The organism is Leptospira wolbachii serovar Codice str. CDC (genome assembly GCF_000332515.2).
In the GTDB taxonomy this organism is placed as follows: Bacteria; Spirochaetota; Leptospiria; order Leptospirales; family Leptospiraceae; genus Leptospira_A; species Leptospira_A wolbachii.
In genome coordinates, this window is record NZ_AOGZ02000001.1 from 139,366 (window position 1) to 155,293 (window position 15,928).

Genomic DNA, 15,928 nt, shown 5'->3' on the forward strand with positions numbered 1-15,928 from the left:
AATTAAGCAACCACTTCCTAGGTTTTCAAAAAAAAGGTAGGAATTTTTAGGAGCTGGTATTTCGATGAAAGCACAGGTTTGGTATGAAATACATCAAAGACAAAGACCTTTTCCGACAAGAAAACTTCATTGGCGGGGTTTGGTGCCCTGCAGAAAATAAAAAAGAAATTATAGTCCAGAACCCTGCAAATGGTGAAGTGATTGGAAACATTCCTCACTCCACAGAAAAAGATACATGGAACGCCATTCGTTCGGCAAAAGAAGCACTTCAGGATTGGAAAACGCGACCGGCAAAAGAAAGAGCAGGGATTTTACGTAAATGGTTCCAACTCATGATAGACAACCAAGAAGATCTTGCCCTTATCATGACCCAAGAACAAGGAAAGCCACTAACAGAAGCTAGGGGAGAGATTGCCTATGCTGCCTCTTACATCGAATGGTTCGGAGAGGAAGCAAAACGTTCTTACGGGGATATCATTCCATCTCATAGAAAAGATACAAGAATTCTTGTTTTAAAAGAACCCATCGGAGTGGTGGGAACTATCACACCTTGGAACTTTCCTGCGGCCATGCTTGCAAGAAAGGTGGCACCCGCCCTTGCCGCAGGTTGTACTGTGGTGTCCAAACCCGCAGAACTGACTCCCTATTCGGCTCTCGCTATGGCAGTACTTGCCGAAAGAGCAGGTCTCCCAAAAGGCGTCTGGAATGTGTTAGTTGGTGACCCCATAGCAATCGGAAAAGCTATTTTGGAAAGTAAAGAAGTTCGAAAATTAAGTTTCACCGGATCTACAAAAACTGGGATTTATCTTATGGAAAAATCAGCAGCCACTTTGAAAAAACTCTCACTCGAATTAGGTGGAAACGCTCCCTTTATTGTTTTTGAAGATGCTGATATTGATGAAGCAATCAAAGGTGCCATGCTTTCCAAATACAGAAACACAGGACAAACTTGTGTTTGTGTGAACCGGTTTCTAGTCCAGGCTTCCGTTGCGGAAGTGTTCTCCAAAAAGTTGGCAGAAAAAGCAAAGGAGCTCGTGGTAGCTAATGGTATGGAACCCAATGCCCAACAAGGCCCACTGATTAATGATGCCGCTTTGGAAAAAGTAAAATCACATATCCAAGATGCAGTCTCCAAAGGAGCAAAAATCCTGACTGGTGGGAAAGAACATACCCTTGGTGGGAATTTTTTTGAACCGACAGTTCTTTATCCTGTAAACTCCTCTATGGTTGTGACAAAGGAAGAAACTTTTGGACCAGTCTCTTGTATCCAAACCTTCCAAACAGAAGAGGAAGCCATCCATTTAGCGAATGATACCGACTTCGGACTCGCCTCCTATTTGTATACAAAGGATATGGCTCGCACTTTTAGAGTCGCCGAACAATTGGAATACGGGATGGTGGGAATTAACGAAGGACTAATCTCTTCAGAACAAGTCCCTTTCGGGGGCGTTAAATTTTCTGGAATGGGACGGGAAGGTTCTAAATACGGACTTGATGATTATACAGTAACCAAATATCTCTGCCTCGGAGGAATCAAATGACGGGCAATCAAAAACAAACCAACCAAACTCTATGGGAAAGAAGACTCGCAAATGTGCCTAGAGGTGTTACGACCGCCTATCCTGTGTTTGCTGAAAAAGCAAAAAATGCAGAAATTTGGGACATTGAAGGAAAGAGGTTTATCGACTTCGGTGGTGGGATTGGAGTTCAAAATACAGGCCATTGCCATCCGAAAGTAGTCGCTGCCATCCACAAACAAGTGGACCAAGTTTTGCACACAGCCTTCCAAATTATGCCTTATGAATCCTATATCGTCCTTTGCGAAAAACTAAACGCCAAGGCACCAATCGATGGTGGAGCGAAAACCATCTTATTTTCTTCCGGGGCAGAGGCCTTAGAAAACGCAGTAAAAATTGCAAGAGCTGCCACGGGAAGGCCAGGAATCATCAGCTTTTTAGGTGGATTCCACGGACGAACCATGATGGCCCTTGCCCTCACAGGAAAAGTAGTTCCTTACAAAAAAGGATTTGGTCCCTTCGCAAGCGATGTCTACCACATCCCATTTCCAATGGACTACCATGGTGTCACTGAAGACGACTCCATTAAAGCCTTAAACAATTTATTTAAAGCAGACATCGATCCGTCTCGAGTAGCTGCAATTGTCATCGAACCCGTGCAAGGTGAAGGTGGATTTTACATTGCTTCTCCGAGTTTCCTAAAAAAACTAAGGAACGTTTGTGATGAACATGGAATCCTTCTGATTGCCGATGAAGTGCAGTCCGGTTTTGCAAGAACAGGAAAACTTTTTGCCATTGAACATTCTGGAATCAAACCAGACCTCATCACCACAGCCAAATCACTCGCAGCCGGGATGCCACTTTCGGCGGTGATTGGAAAAACTTCCATTATGGATTCTGTAGAACCAGGGGGACTTGGGGGAACTTATGCAGGAAACCCAGTCGCTTGTGCTGCCGGGATTGCGGTGATGGATCTTATCGATGAAGAAGGAATTTTAGAGAAGTCAGCCAAACTCGGTAAAATGTTAATCGCCGAACTAAACGAAATCAAAAAATTCTACCCTCATATTGGCGAGATACGCGGGTTAGGTGGAATGGTTGCTTTCGAACTTGTAGAAAATGGGGACGCAAACAAACCATCTGCCGATTTAGCAAAAAAACTCACAACAAAAGCATTGGAACATGGGCTTGTCCTTCTCTCTTGTGGAGTGTATGGAAACGTAATTAGAATTCTTGTCCCTATCACTGCCGAAGAGTCTATCGTCAAAGAAGGACTATCTATCATAACAAAATCATTAAAGGAAATCTAAGCAAGTATGAAAGAATTCAAACTTTGGATTGATGGGAAGTGGACCAACACTAACGGCGGGAACCTCATGGACATTGAAGATCCCGCCACAGGCAAAAAAATTGCCAAAGTCATAGACGCAAGTAAAGCCGATGTAGACAAAGCAGCGAAGGCAGCACACAAAGCTTTTTATGATGGAAGGTGGTCTGGGATCACCCCCGCAGAACGTTCCAAAGCCCTTTGGAAACTGGCAGATCTATTGGAAGAAAAAACCAAAGAATTTGCAAAAGCAGAATCTCTCAATGCCGGAAAACCTTATAAAAACTTGAGTCTTGCAGGGGACATACCTTTTGCCGTAGATAACATTCGTTTTTTTGCCACGGCAGCTCGGGATGTGCACGGAAGCCGTGCGAACGAATACCAACCAGGATACACCTCTATCCTTCGAAGGGAACCAGTCGGCGTTGTCGGTCAAATTGCTCCTTGGAACTATCCCCTCCTAATGGCTGTTTGGAAATTTGGACCAGCACTCGCTGCTGGTTGCACCATCATCTTAAAACCGGCACCGGGAACGCCAATCACCTCACTTATGTTAGCAGAACTAACAAAAAAAGCAGGGATTCCCGATGGTGTGATCAATATTATAACTGGTGGCAATGCCACAGGCCAAGCCATTGTAGACCACCCACTCGTTCGTATGGTTTCTCTTACGGGTTCTACGGGAACGGGAAAGAACATTATGAAGTCGGCCTCTGACTCTCTGAAACGAGTGCATCTGGAACTCGGCGGAAAGGCACCCCTCCTTGTCTTCGATGATGTGGACATCAATCTTTTTGCCGCAAAAGCTACGTTTGGTGCCACTTGCAATTCAGGACAAGATTGTACGGCCGCTACAAGAATCATAGTCCCAAAGGTTTTACAGAAAAAAATCACTGATGCCGTTGTAGATGCGATGAAAGCCGTGAATGTGGGAGATCCCTTCAATGACAAAACAGAAATGGGGCCACTCATCTCTGCCATCCATCGCGAACGTGTTCTCGGTTTTATGGATCGTGCCAAAAAACAAGGGGCCAAAATCCTCACCGGTGCCGTGATTCCGAAAGGCCTGGACAAAGGATATTTCTTTGCACCTACTGTCATCACCGATGTAAAACAAAACTTCGATGTAGTACAAAACGAAATTTTTGGACCGGTTCTCACCATCCAATCCTATGAAAAAGAAGAAGAAGGAATCAAACTCGCAAACGATGTGAATTACGGCCTAGCTTCTTCGATTTGGACAAAGGATATAGCGCGCGCTATGCGAGTCGCTAAACAATTTGAGTTTGGAACGGTTTGGATCAATGACCACTTACCATTGGCTTCAGAAACACCACATGGTGGATTCAAACAATCGGGATTTGGAAAGGATCTCTCCATCGAATCCGTGGGTGACTATTTAATCACCAAACATGTAATGGTGGGAGGGGTTTAAATCTCTTAACTCAAGAAGAAACAGTCGGATCTTTCTAAGAGGACCTCTCCTTAAAAAAATCCGATTGTATTTGTGAGAATCTAAACTAAGGCAGCTTGTTTTAAAAATTCTTTGAATGTATCGATGTCTTTTGTAAAAAACACAGGTTTAGGGGCTTTGGTGTCTTTCAATAGAAAAACGATCCCTTGGTTATGAAGAACCACTTGTTCCAATTCATCTGGCGTATAGGTATAAGTCACATTTCCAGAATGGAATAAAAACTTTCCATTTTCCTCTCGTAAACTTCCCGAACCAATTCGTTTGAAGTTTTTCAGTCCATCTTCCATCGCATCGATATCAGAAGATTCATCACCAAACGTAAGTTTACCGGAATAATCCAAAAACAAAGTCCCTTCAATTTGGAACCTACTTTCTTTGGGTGCTGGTGGTTCTTGTTCCAAACTTCCGTCCCCTGTAGGGAGAAGAACTTCAGATTTTTGGACCACAGAAGGTGTCAGTTCTTCTGGCAAAGAATAGGATATATGGCGGTCATCAGAAATCGCACGTTCTTTTCGAATACGTTCATCCAGTTGAGGGGAAACCGAGGGGCCTTGGGGCATTCGGTACTGGCCTGTGCCTTGTGTTTTTCGGGGCTGGTATGCCGTAGGTTTCGATTTCTGCGGAGAAAGGGCTACGTACAAGAAACATAGGACACCCACAAGAATCATAGCAAAGGCTGCAAACAACATACTACCTATATTATCTTGCCAAAGGCCGAATCCCTTGATTACATTTTTTCTTTACAAGGGTTTCGGAAACGGAAACGCTTCCTTTATGTTCGAAGAAGAACCCTCTACCCTCAAAGAAAAAATCTATCGTACGATTATTGCCCTCTTTTTATTCATTTTGGTCGGAACCCTTATCATAACCTTTTTACCTGGTGATGCGGAACAAAGCTTTATGGGTGCCATTACAGGCCAAAATTCGACCAAAGCGGGAACCATTGCGGGCCGAAGCATTCCCGTGGATTATTTCAACGCAGCCAAACGCGATTGTTACTACCGCTACCAACAATACGGACGAGAAACAGCTCAAAATCCGGAACTTCTCAATTCTTGTGCTTATTCTACTGTTCGGGAAATTTTCATTGCCAACGATATTGCAACCTCTGTCGGCTTCCAAGTTTCCGAAATTAGCATCAAACGTGAGATGTCTAGACAAGCAAGAGAAGTTCATAAAGAATCCGTTTCCCAAGCAGGATATGGAGAAGAAGACTCTCGTTCCCTAACAGAAATTTACCAACAAATCTATCGTTCGGCTCCGATGAACTACCGAATCGAAACTGCGACCGGGTATGCTCTTTTTCCCAACTTTTTGGAACAACCACTTTTACCTACAGAAAACGAAGTCGAATTAGAAGATGAAGCCAAACGAGCCAAAATTTCTTTTCGTATCGTAGCCATTTCTGAGGTCAATCTTCTAAACGCCGTCGAAGCCAAAATCAATATTTCTGATGCAGAACTTACAAAAGAGTATGAGAAAGAAAAGAAAGACGGATCACTTTCGAAAGATGCTTCTGGAAATTTTGTTAGTTTTGAGACAAGAAAACCACTCCTACTTTCTAAGATGAAATTTGATCGCAAGAGAAAGGAAGTGGAAGTTTGGAAAGGCCGTATCGCTTCCAAAATTTCAGAACCAAATGCTCTCGAAGCCATTGCCGAGGAAACATTACAACCCATTGAATCAGTATCCAATGTTTCTTTGTCTGACTTAAAACTTGTAACCTCTAACCGTGGCAATAGCTACCGTTTGGCAAACTCTGCCAAATTTTGGGAAACCCTAGCAAACGATCCTTTCAGTAAAAAAACGGTCGTGGGCCCTTTCTCCGACAACGACAAACAGGTTTATGTGGAATTTGGTGCTCTTACCTACGGACAAACCACAGCCAAAAAACCGGCGGATCAGGCTGCAGATTTTCTGAAACAAAGGCAACTTCTTAGCTTTTTTCTTGAAATAAACCAGTCCATCGCAGCAGAATACAACGTAGAGAAAAAAGGCCTTCTCTCTTTAGAATAAATGCAAATTAAAGCCGACTTCATAAACCCCTTCCTGGAAGCAGCCACCATCGTATTTCGCGATGTGTTACAACAGGATCTCATCCGAGGAAAAATCGGAATCAAGGACTCCCCTACGCCGAGCCACGAAATTGCCATTATCATTGGTGTGGTGGGTTCCTTCAGTGGTGAAGTGGTTTATAGTATGAATTACGATGCAGCGTATAAGGTGTCTCGTAAGTTGGTGCCTGGTCTTTCCGACGAAGATGTAAAAAATGAGTACAAAGACATCCTCGGTGAGATTGCCAACATGACTACTGGTAATGCGATGAATATTTTTACATCTGCAGGACAGTCTGTCGAGATCACTACACCAAACATCCAAGAAACGCAAAGCACTTCCGTTCGGTTTAACAAAAAACCAACCCTCTCCATCAACTTATATTCTAAGTTTGGAAGGATCGAAGTGAATGTCGCAATCGCTTAAATTTTAATTCTTAAATCGAAGAACCTAAAACCCGCAGTCTCTCGCGGGTTTCTTTTTTAAAATCATAACCAGGTACGGAAGTTTTTCCCTCCATTCCATTCATATAGAGTTGGTAGTATTTTAGGGAACGTTCCAGATCTCTCTCATCCCAACTACTTTCGTAAATTTTACCCAAATAATAATGGGCAGGAAGGAATTCAGCTGATTCTTTAAAATTCTTTAGGATACTCACCAGTTGGTGGGCCGCCGAACGAAATTCCTTTTTACGAATGAGAAGGATGGCAACCGCATAATGCGACCTAGGTGTGAGTTCCGGATGTTTTGGAAACTCAGTGATAAGTTTCAGATATTCCTTATAGGCTTTCTCTTCTGAATCGGGATTCCCAATACGATCAAGGGATCTTGCTAGTTCAAACTGAGTTTTGATCTTGATATCTGGATCTTCTTGTTTTTCCACAAGTCCATTGGATTCTTTATCCTTTCCATCCAGACCAAAAAGATTTGTATTTTCCACTCGAGAAAACTTTGCAGCCTCTCCTTCTTTTCCATAAGAATCAGCAAACTCGGATTCGGCGGATTTTTTTTGGTCTCTAGTTAAATACGCTTTTCCTTTTTGAAAAGAAGCTTGTGAGGGATCGATCACTTCCTTCTTTTTTTTCTTCTTCTCTACCGGTTTTGCTTTGGTTGTAAGAGAAGTTTGGTTGTTTAATGCAAGAGAAGATACAGGTGTTTCCGCATTTGTTTCTGTAGAAGCAGAAGTCAGAGATTTGGAATCAGAACTGACACTGGAGTTGGAATTCGTGTTTGGATTGGAACTCGAATTTGTTGTATCTTTGTTCCACGTTTCTGGAAATGGCAAAAACAATTCAGTAGTTTGAGCCTGGAGTGAAAAGAATCGGCTAATACTCAAAAGATGAAATAAAACGATAACAAGGAAACCGGGCTTAGAAAACAAAACTAAAAACCTAGAAGTAAAAAACAAAGGGTTACCATTCATCGTAAATTCTTAGGAATTCGTTCCAAACTTCTCGGTTTCCCGAAACTCTCGCCTGATTCCGGAGGCTTAGGTAACTTCAAGGTTTCCAAATTCTTTTCTTCGTTTTTTGCCTTCACTTTTTTTTCTAAATCAGAAACTCGATCAAGCATCCTTTGCATCCGGAGGTCAGATTCAGAATCTGTCGATGGTGTAGATTTAGAATCCTCTTTAGGTGCCATAGGTGTGACATCGATGGGCGCAGGAATCAAACCATCACCTGACGGAGTGTATATGGGAGGTACAGTTGTATCTTCGGCTTTACGATTTCTAAAATCATATTCTTTGCCTAAAAATTCTTGTTCTTCTGGGATCGTATCGTGTGTATATCCGTTTGATTCCCGTTCGCTGATAAAATCAAATTGCATCTTACGATTCGATTCATATTTTAAATCTTCGGGATCGGACATTCTTACATCTTTTCGTTTCCGATTGTAATCTCGTTCAATTTCTGTCAGAAACAAACTTCTAGTGTCCTGGGCCAGTTGCATCCCTTGAGGTTTTGCATTTTCCCAACCATTGGTCCAACCAACATAAATCGCCATAATGAGAAAAAATACAAAGAGTGCGATGGCAATTTTTTTAAGTAGGTCTTGGACTTGGGATGGGATTTTATCTACGAGGCCATCGACTGCACCCATCATCTTTTGGGTGTCTACATTGACTTTGGGTATATTTATATTTTTGATATCCACGTTTTACTCTTCCGAAATTTTAAAGACTACCCTTCGGTTCGTCCCACGACCTTCTTCGGTCTGGTTGTCCGCGATGGGTACTTGCGGGCCATGACCTATGATCGCAATTCGTGATTCTTCTATTTTATGTTTAGACTTCAAATAATTAGCAACCGAATTTGCTCTTTCGAGAGATAACTTTTGATTAGCCGATTTTGTTCCTACGTTGTCCGTATGGCCTTCAATGAGAATCTTCAAATTGGCAGATTTTCGCAAAATTCCTGCCAATCTGTCTAATTCCGGCTCTGATTCTTTGGTGAGCTCCGAGGATCGAAAGGCAAAGAACAAATTGTTCATCACAATTTGGTTTCCTTTCTTCAGCTTTGGCAGGACGAGAAGGACGGTTTTTTCTTTGTCTTCTTTTTCCTTTCCCACCAAATTGAGGTTTTGTGAGACTGGAAGGTATCCTTCCTTTTCTCCATAAAAACCATAATTCTCATCATAAGGCAAAATGATACTGAACTCACCAGTTACTGGATCACTTACGGTAGAACCAATGGATTTTTTTCTGTTTAAAGATTCATACTGAACAAAGGCGGAAAGTGGTTTTCCTTCTTCATCCACCACCTTTCCTTTAATCACAACCACCGGTTCTGGTTGGAAGTGGTGAGGGATGGCAGCCATATACAGTTCCCCTTCCCGAGACATATAAGCCCAATTCCCAACTGCAGGAATACTAAAAAAATTAACACCTCTTAGGTTAGAGGATAGTTCTTGCGGCTCTGACCAAGAAGTCCAAGAATCATTTAATCTCCGCGAGAGAAAAATGGAAATCCCTTCTTTTCTTCCGGATGAAGAGAAGTATAGTGTTTTGTCATCTGGACCAAGAAAAGGTGCCATCTCTTCTTCACCCGTATTCAAAGTATTTCCTAAATTGATACCTTCTTCAAATACTCCAGCATCATTTTGTAAACTTACATACAAATCTAACTTACCAAAATTTTTCTTTTGTTGGGCAGAATAAATCAAAGTCCGACCACTAGATGCCAATGCGGAACCACCAAACACTTGCTGGTTGGGATTGTCTGCCTTTCTGTACCAATTATAAAAACTAGGGAAATTGATGGGTGAAGGCAAAGACCAACCCGATTCGGTTTTATGTGTTTTGTATAAGGGAGCGCGATTTTGAATTTTTTCAGATCGTTCCTTATATTCTGTTTCTAACTTAGTTAGGACAAGATGAAACTCTTTCGGGTTCTGAGCTTCCCTGGAGGCAATTTGGGATTTGTATACCATTTCTTTTTTAAGATTATCCAACATCTCCTCTTCCCCAAAATTACCAAAAACGAATAGTTCGTTCCCACCAGGGAGAGCCGAAATCACTGCTGAAGGAAAACGGTTGTTCAGCGGTGTGGGAAGTTGTTCCCCTTGCATCCAAAATCCGTATTGGTCTCGTTTGGCGGCCCAAATCTTTTGGGTGGATCTTCCTCCTTCACGAATGAGGGCTGTCCAAAATAAAATTTTACCATCAGGTGTACACTGTGGGTTAAAAGAAAATAGTCCTTGGGTTACATAACGGGGGATTTTTTTTAAAGTCCAATCTGGTGTTTTACCAGATTCGAAGGGTTCCATCTCATACCGAATCGGACTACAGGTCTCTGCTTGCACGTCGCATAACAACCGTATCTTTTTCCCTGCCAAATAAGCCAATTCTTCCTGTAAAACGCCACCACTGATGCGGAAAACCTGTTTGTCTGTGCGGAGGAGATGGCCCGTATTCAGGAGGTCTCCCTCCAAAACCTGGATTCCATTTTTTACACTTTGCGAGCTTATTAGCCCGTTCCCAAAAAGGAGGAGAATGATGATGAGAATCCGTGCCATACCATACGAAATGTCGGTTGAAACCTCCGATTCCCTTAGAAAATTGACTTATGATCCAAGCTAGCGGCATTACAGTCTCCTTCGGGAAAAAACCTCTTTTCGAAAACGTCTCCATTAAATTCAAACCGGAATGCCGTTACGGTCTGATCGGAGCCAACGGTTCCGGAAAATCGACCTTTATGAAGGTTCTAGCCGGTATTTTGCAGCCTTCGGCCGGTTCTGTCGCTCTTGACAAAGACGTTAAGGTCGGATATTTGAAACAGGACCATTACGAATACGAAAATGAGACGGTTCTTGGCACAGTCCTACGGGGAAACCCTGAACTTTGGAATGTCATGTCGGAACGAGATGCTATCTACGCCAAAGAAGACATGACTGACGAAGACGGAATGCGAATCTCCGAGATCGAAGAAATTTTTGCTGATATGGGTGGGTACGAAGCCGAATCCGTGGCAGGCGAGCTTCTAGAAGGTTTGGGGATCCCTACAACAGCCCATAACCGCCCTTTAAATTTTCTAACCGGTGGATTCAAACTCCGAGTACTTCTCGCCCAAGTTCTATTTTTAAAACCCGATGTACTACTTTTGGATGAACCAACAAACCACTTGGATATCAAAACCATCCACTGGTTAGAAGAACTCCTTATTAATTATGAAGGTGTGGTCATCGTGATTTCCCACGACCGTCACTTCATCAACTCTGTTGCCACTCATATCGCCGATTTGGATTACAATACCATTCGAGTGTTCCCTGGAAATTATGACGACTTTATGATTGCCGCAGAACAATCCCGCGAACAGTTAATGAGCGATAGTAAACGAGCAAAAGAAAAAATTGCCGACTTACAAGAGTTTGTTTCTAGATTCTCTGCGAACGCCAGTAAATCCAAACAAGCCACTTCTCGTCAAAAGATGATCGAAAAAATCAAAGGAGAAATGGTGGATGTAAAACCATCTTCTCGCGTGGCACCTTACATTCGTTTCAAAGCAAAACGAACTCTGGGTAAAGATGTGTTTGAAGCTATTAACATTTCTAAGTCTTATGACGGAAAACCAGTCATCAAAGAATTTAGTACATCCATTACCAAAGGGGAAAAGGTCGGAATTGTGGGAACCAACGGCGTTGGTAAAACCACCCTACTCAAAATGTTACTAAAAAAAATAGAACCCGATTCTGGTCAGGTAAAATGGGGAGATTCAGTAGAAACTTCCTTCTTTCCACAAGACCACCGTGAGGCGATGGAACCAGATGCTGACACTCTCGTAGAATGGTTGTTACGTAACTCTCCGCAAGGAACAGAAGTTCAAGAAATTCGTGCCATCCTCGGTCGAATGCTTTTTTCTGGAGACATGGCGAACAAATCCACAACAGTTCTTTCTGGTGGGGAAAAATCACGAATGATCATTGGAAAGATGATCCTTGCTTGTGACAATGTCATTGCACTGGATGAACCAACTAACCACTTGGATTTAGAAACCATTGAAGCCCTAAACTACGCATTATCTTTGTTTGATGGAACGGTCATTCTTGTCTCCCACGATAGAGAGTTTATCTCTTCACTTTGTACACGAATCATCGAAGTGACTCCAGAAGGAATCAAAGACTTCAAAGGAAACTACGAAGAATTTTTGGATCGGGAAGGAAACGATTTTTACAAACGCCTAACTGGTGGTGCGATCCTCACTACTTAAAATTGTTTATGCAGGGAAAGGTTAATCGATTGGATGTCCTTCCCTGCCATTAACTCTGTTGTCAGACTAAAGTCTCCCATACCCAATTGAAATCCTAGACTCCCATATCCCAAACCTGATCTATGTCTGTGCCTCGTGGAGAGACGGATCCCAATAGCACTAGGTACAGAACCGAAATCATCTGGATTTTCCATTCTAGAGATCGCGGCAAATCGGCTCACTTGCACTGCCGTATAACCATGATTATACACAAATCCTATACCGGGTATAATGGATAAAAAACCAATGGTAAAATTGTATTTCACATCAAAGGAACCCGAGGTAATTCTCGATTGGTAAAACAAATCATTCTGACCGATCCAACGACGTTTATCTCCATCAATTCTAAATTGAGTAGGCCTTCTGTCATAAGAACTTAAATAGATATCTTGGTTGGTTTGGAAAATTCCCACTCCAAAAGAAAATCCAGAATCAATAGGAAAGTAACGAAGGACAGCACCAAAATTATTGACACGGCCGTTCACTTCTGTATTTCGAATCTTTACAAAAGGAATATTGGCTTCCCCAAACTCATAGGGGAAAAAATGAGTCGTAAGATTCCATTGTCTGGCATAAGGACTACTGATCCATTCTCCCAAATTGGCCGTAAAACTGAATGAAGGTGATGCCGCAACCCCGCGTTTTGGTAAAGTCCTTAGTTCAGAATTTTCATAATAAAAGTCCCGTGCCTTGGCTTGGCCTTGGGAAATCGTATAACCAAGTCCTAAGCGATACCGATCCACCTTAGTTCCGCCCGATTGGTTGGAATTCAAATTTTGTAAAACTGCATTCTCCCCCATGGAACGAAGGAAACCGTTTGTATAAATTTTATCAAAAACAGGTTCTGCAAAATTTCCCAAAACTTGATAATCTAAAGGAATATTGGAACACTCACCACCCAAACATAAAACTTGCGCCTGCAATTTTGATCCAACTGCTGGTATCAAAATCACCAGGAATAAAAAGCAAAAAAAGAATCTCATAACAGTGGCGGAATTTGTTAGACACGAAACCTAACTTTTGTTATTTTTTATTTTGTAACCAATTCAAAAAAAGTTCCATTGCTTTTTTACGATGGGAGACTTTATTCTTTTCAGATTCCGGTATTTGAGAGAATCGTTTTCCCAAAGGTGGGTATATAAAAATGGGATCATACCCAAATCCGAATTTACCTTCTTCATCATAGTCTTCGGCAATTGACCCGTCGACCCTTCCTTCAAAAGAAACGGCATCTTTCGCATCCACAAAACTGACCACACAACTATAGTAGGCATTGCGGTCGACACTCGCACCTAGTTTTTGCAAGAGGAAAAGAGCACGTTCCTTATCGGTAAGTCCCGGACCTCCGTAGCGAGCTGAATACACTCCAGGTTCTCCACCGAGTGCTGGAACGGAAATTCCAGAATCGTCAGCAAAAGACGGAAGTCCTGTCAGACGATAGAGTTCTTTTGATTTGATAAAGGAGTTTCCAGTAAATGAGACTTCTGTTTCTTCCGGTGAGAAAGAAATTCCTAAATCTTTAGGAAGGACGACGTCATAACCGTAAGGGGAAAGCAACATTTGCATTTCCTTCCATTTGTGTGAACTTCCGGAAGCAAATGCTAAAGTTTTCTTTGTCAGTTGGAATCTTCCTCGTCGAGTTGGAATCCTTCCATTGCCGCTGACAAATCAGGGAAAATTTCAAATACTTTATCGAGCATTGTAATTTCAAACAATTGAATCAAATCTTCATCTACCACAATCACTTTGATATCGCCATTCATAGGCTTTAACTTACGTTTGGTGGCTACAAAAATCCCAAGTGCGGTTGAACAAATATTATGAACTTTTGTTAAATCCAGAATAATTTTTTTAACAGAACTTTGTGTGAGTTTTGAAAGTTCTTTTTCAATCTCATCGGAATCAACCTTGAGGATGGCCCCAGAAAATTTAATAATCCTTATGTCATCCTTGACTTGAACATCCATTCGATTCAATCACCCCCGCTTAACAGTAAAACGACGCAAGTCACCTTTCTAACACCAGCTTGTTTGTACAACCTAGCGATTTCATTTACAGTGGCACCCGTCGTGAATATATCATCTACAATTAGAACATGAAGTCCCTCCATGATTCTATCACTTTTTGTGAATTGGAACGCCTTTTTTGCATGAAAAAAACGGCTTTCATACCCTTGCGAAGACTGTTTGTCCGCTGAAACCTTACGCAAACTAGTATCTTCCCTGATTTTCCAGAGTTTTTTCCATTTTGCCAGAAGAACATAAGAAGCATGGTATGGTCTCGGCCCCGCTTTGGGGGAAGAAGGAACAAGGACCACTCGGTCGGGAGGATCTCCTTTTAAACATTTCGAGAAGGACCTTTGCCCTAAACAAAAATATTTAGCCAAATGCCGTTCATTTTCAAACTTCAAAGACTGAAAGAGGCTCTTTTCAAAATTTCCTCTTGTTTGCAAATAGAAGACTTGGTCATAAAAAACAAATCGATCGAACGGAAGTTTGACCTGGTTTGGTTTTAGGATCTGTTTTTGTGGAAGGTAGTGTAACTTTGTGCAAGGTTTACAAACTGCCATCGTTTCAGAAAAATGATCATAGGATCCACAAGCGACGCAGAATTTGGGAAAAACAAAGGATAAAAAAGAAACCCCTCTCATATAGAAAGGGGTTCATTTTTGCAACCTTGCGGTTCTAGTTTTTTTTAGGAAACTATTTTGAAGGTGTAGTCGCCGCTGGAGCTGGCGTTTCTACTTTTGGTGCTTCTGCTGATTTTTGAATCGTAGAAGTTGGCGGAGTTAAATCTACAGAGAGTTTTACTTCCACTACATCGGATTGATTTCCAACATTGTCCACTGCCATAGCTTTAATGACATGGTCACCTTGTGTTTCAATTGCAATTGCTTCTACATAAGGTTTGTATTCTTCTTCGTCCACTTTCACTAGAATTTTTTTGATTCCAGATTCTTTGTCAGTTGCATTAACATAGAATACATTTCCTTTTCTTTGAAAGTTTTTACCATTGATATCAACTAACGGGAAAGAAGGAACGATTTCAATTGTAGGTTTCACGTCATCTACAGTGATGATGATAGAAGATTCAGGAGAAGAATTTCCAGATTTATCAGTAGCGGAATACTTAACTACGTTTGCTCCGCCATTTTCCAATTTGATTGGATCTGCATAAACTTTTGTTGCTTCTTGGTTGATGTTGAATTGTACTTTATCAACACCAGTTTGTTGGTCTTCTGCTACAAGAGTATATGTATTGTTTTTAGAAGCGAAAGGAACGCCGTCTAACACAAAAAACTGCTCTTGAGGAACTAAACTTACACGAGGAGCTGTGTTATCAACATGAAGGACAAGGATCTTAGGTGTTTCTGCGTTTCCTACTTTGTCAACAGAACGATAGTAAACTTCAGTAAGTCCTTCCTCAGAAATACGAATTGGCTGAGTATACTTTCTGTATTCTCCGTTTTTAGGTTTCCATTCGATAAAATCGATTGTGGAAGATTCGTCTTTTGCATCTAATGAAAAAGAAGTTTTGCTTGTAATGAAGAGAGCCGCCGGATTGGAAGTAGCTCCCGATTCTTTTTTGTCACCTAAAATGTCTTTTACGGTTGTCTCAACTTTATCAACACCATCTTTGGCTTGTGTAGAGGTGGATTCTGTTTTTTTGATTGCCTGGTCTTTGGTGGAAGTAGTGGCTTTGGGTGCAGCAACTTGTGCTGTGATTTGGCCTGCGAAAGATATTGTCAGTATGGCCAAAAGGTATTTGTGCGCCTGCATTTGTATAAGTCTCCTCTTTACAGATAAAACAT

15 protein-coding genes are annotated in these 15,928 nt (G+C 41.8%); 6 read left to right on the plus strand and 9 right to left on the minus strand.

What is annotated here, in order from left to right; translation table 11 throughout:
- Positions 1-83 precede the first annotated feature (83 nt).
- The 3 genes from LEP1GSC195_RS00660 to LEP1GSC195_RS00670 are packed head-to-tail and all read left to right on the plus strand — an operon-like array spanning position 84 to position 4,279.
- Positions 84-1,541 carry an NAD-dependent succinate-semialdehyde dehydrogenase gene (locus LEP1GSC195_RS00660; RefSeq protein WP_015679588.1) on the plus strand — a complete coding sequence of 486 codons (1,458 nt, stop codon included), beginning with the start codon at positions 84-86 and terminating at the stop codon, positions 1,539-1,541.
- Complete coding sequence (gene gabT / locus LEP1GSC195_RS00665; protein ID WP_015679655.1) at positions 1,538-2,827, plus strand: 4-aminobutyrate--2-oxoglutarate transaminase; 1,290 nt, start codon at positions 1,538-1,540, stop codon at positions 2,825-2,827. The genes LEP1GSC195_RS00660 and gabT overlap by 4 nt, the downstream gene beginning before the upstream one ends.
- Positions 2,828-2,833: 6 nt before the next feature.
- Positions 2,834-4,279, plus strand: a complete 1,446-nt coding sequence (locus LEP1GSC195_RS00670; protein WP_015679707.1) for a gamma-aminobutyraldehyde dehydrogenase — start codon at positions 2,834-2,836, stop codon at positions 4,277-4,279.
- A gap of 80 nt (positions 4,280-4,359) precedes the next feature.
- Here the strand turns inward: LEP1GSC195_RS00670 and LEP1GSC195_RS00675 are convergent, their stop codons facing one another.
- Positions 4,360-5,007, minus strand: a complete 648-nt coding sequence (locus LEP1GSC195_RS00675) for an LIC_11490 family protein (RefSeq protein WP_040506153.1) — start codon at positions 5,005-5,007, stop codon at positions 4,360-4,362.
- Positions 5,008-5,092: 85 nt separating this feature from the next.
- Between LEP1GSC195_RS00675 and LEP1GSC195_RS00680 the strand changes: the two genes are divergently transcribed.
- Together LEP1GSC195_RS00680 and LEP1GSC195_RS00685 are read left to right on the plus strand one after the other, a co-directional pair.
- Positions 5,093-6,334 carry a hypothetical protein gene (locus tag LEP1GSC195_RS00680; protein ID WP_015679592.1) on the plus strand — a complete coding sequence of 414 codons (1,242 nt, stop codon included), beginning with the start codon at positions 5,093-5,095 and terminating at the stop codon, positions 6,332-6,334.
- Entirely contained in the window at positions 6,335-6,799 is a 465-nt protein-coding gene (locus tag LEP1GSC195_RS00685; RefSeq protein ID WP_015679610.1) for a chemotaxis protein CheX, read from the plus strand.
- Positions 6,800-6,809: 10 nt separating this feature from the next.
- On the opposite strand, the gene LEP1GSC195_RS00690 is transcribed toward LEP1GSC195_RS00685, so the two are convergent.
- From LEP1GSC195_RS00690 to LEP1GSC195_RS00700, 3 genes are read right to left on the minus strand one after another with little or no spacing between them, the layout of a single operon-like run.
- Positions 6,810-7,796: a tetratricopeptide repeat protein gene (locus LEP1GSC195_RS00690; RefSeq protein ID WP_015679518.1), complete on the minus strand. Its 987-nt coding sequence runs from the start codon at positions 7,794-7,796 to the stop codon at positions 6,810-6,812.
- The gene (locus LEP1GSC195_RS00695; RefSeq protein WP_015679604.1) at positions 7,793-8,527 is read right to left on the minus strand and encodes an LIC_11485 family protein; all 735 of its coding nucleotides are present in this window, start codon (positions 8,525-8,527) and stop codon (positions 7,793-7,795) included. The genes LEP1GSC195_RS00690 and LEP1GSC195_RS00695 overlap by 4 nt, the downstream gene beginning before the upstream one ends.
- 3 nt (positions 8,528-8,530) lie before the next feature.
- Positions 8,531-10,387, minus strand: coding sequence for an OmpA family protein (locus LEP1GSC195_RS00700; protein ID WP_015679520.1), 1,857 nt, complete (start codon positions 10,385-10,387; stop codon positions 8,531-8,533).
- Between the two features lie 50 nt (positions 10,388-10,437).
- Between LEP1GSC195_RS00700 and LEP1GSC195_RS00705 the strand changes: the two genes are divergently transcribed.
- The gene (locus tag LEP1GSC195_RS00705; RefSeq protein WP_015679642.1) at positions 10,438-12,078 is read left to right on the plus strand and encodes an ATP-binding cassette domain-containing protein; all 1,641 of its coding nucleotides are present in this window, start codon (positions 10,438-10,440) and stop codon (positions 12,076-12,078) included.
- Here LEP1GSC195_RS00705 and LEP1GSC195_RS00710 read toward each other — a convergent pair.
- The 5 genes from LEP1GSC195_RS00710 to ompL47 form a co-directional block, all read right to left on the minus strand.
- On the minus strand, positions 12,075-13,064 hold the full coding sequence (locus LEP1GSC195_RS00710; protein ID WP_232227595.1) for an Lsa36 family surface (lipo)protein: 990 nt from the start codon (positions 13,062-13,064) through the stop codon (positions 12,075-12,077). The genes LEP1GSC195_RS00705 and LEP1GSC195_RS00710 overlap by 4 nt on opposite strands.
- 76 nt (positions 13,065-13,140) lie before the next feature.
- On the minus strand, positions 13,141-13,737 hold the full coding sequence (gene rdgB / locus LEP1GSC195_RS00715; protein WP_040506155.1) for an RdgB/HAM1 family non-canonical purine NTP pyrophosphatase: 597 nt from the start codon (positions 13,735-13,737) through the stop codon (positions 13,141-13,143).
- On the minus strand, positions 13,734-14,084 hold the full coding sequence (locus tag LEP1GSC195_RS00720) for an STAS domain-containing protein (protein ID WP_015679720.1): 351 nt from the start codon (positions 14,082-14,084) through the stop codon (positions 13,734-13,736). The genes rdgB and LEP1GSC195_RS00720 overlap by 4 nt, the downstream gene beginning before the upstream one ends.
- A 5-nt stretch (positions 14,085-14,089) precedes the next feature.
- Entirely contained in the window at positions 14,090-14,767 is a 678-nt protein-coding gene (locus LEP1GSC195_RS00725; RefSeq protein ID WP_015679675.1) for a ComF family protein, read from the minus strand.
- A 52-nt stretch (positions 14,768-14,819) separates the two neighbouring features.
- The gene (gene ompL47, locus LEP1GSC195_RS00730) at positions 14,820-15,896 is read right to left on the minus strand and encodes a multi-beta-barrel domain surface protein OmpL47 (protein WP_015679577.1); all 1,077 of its coding nucleotides are present in this window, start codon (positions 15,894-15,896) and stop codon (positions 14,820-14,822) included.
- Positions 15,897-15,928: the final 32 nt, after the last annotated feature.

Excerpts from the sequence above, each read along its gene's own strand:
- LEP1GSC195_RS00690 (WP_015679518.1), bottom strand. The coding sequence starts at position 7,796 with ATGAATGGTAACCCTTTGTTTTTTACTTCTAGGTTTTTAGTTTTGTTT.
- LEP1GSC195_RS00685 (WP_015679610.1), top strand. The coding sequence starts at position 6,335 with ATGCAAATTAAAGCCGACTTCATAAACCCCTTCCTGGAAGCAGCCACC.
- LEP1GSC195_RS00675 (WP_040506153.1), bottom strand. The coding sequence starts at position 5,007 with ATGTTGTTTGCAGCCTTTGCTATGATTCTTGTGGGTGTCCTATGTTTC.
- gabT (WP_015679655.1), top strand. The coding sequence starts at position 1,538 with ATGACGGGCAATCAAAAACAAACCAACCAAACTCTATGGGAAAGAAGA.
- LEP1GSC195_RS00720 (WP_015679720.1), bottom strand. The coding sequence starts at position 14,084 with ATGGATGTTCAAGTCAAGGATGACATAAGGATTATTAAATTTTCTGGG.
- LEP1GSC195_RS00725 (WP_015679675.1), bottom strand. The coding sequence starts at position 14,767 with ATGAGAGGGGTTTCTTTTTTATCCTTTGTTTTTCCCAAATTCTGCGTC.
- LEP1GSC195_RS00700 (WP_015679520.1), bottom strand. The coding sequence starts at position 10,387 with ATGGCACGGATTCTCATCATCATTCTCCTCCTTTTTGGGAACGGGCTA.
- LEP1GSC195_RS00680 (WP_015679592.1), top strand. The coding sequence starts at position 5,093 with ATGTTCGAAGAAGAACCCTCTACCCTCAAAGAAAAAATCTATCGTACG.
- ompL47 (WP_015679577.1), bottom strand. The coding sequence starts at position 15,896 with ATGCAGGCGCACAAATACCTTTTGGCCATACTGACAATATCTTTCGCA.
- LEP1GSC195_RS00670 (WP_015679707.1), top strand. The coding sequence starts at position 2,834 with ATGAAAGAATTCAAACTTTGGATTGATGGGAAGTGGACCAACACTAAC.
- LEP1GSC195_RS00705 (WP_015679642.1), top strand. The coding sequence starts at position 10,438 with ATGATCCAAGCTAGCGGCATTACAGTCTCCTTCGGGAAAAAACCTCTT.
- LEP1GSC195_RS00660 (WP_015679588.1), top strand. The coding sequence starts at position 84 with ATGAAATACATCAAAGACAAAGACCTTTTCCGACAAGAAAACTTCATT.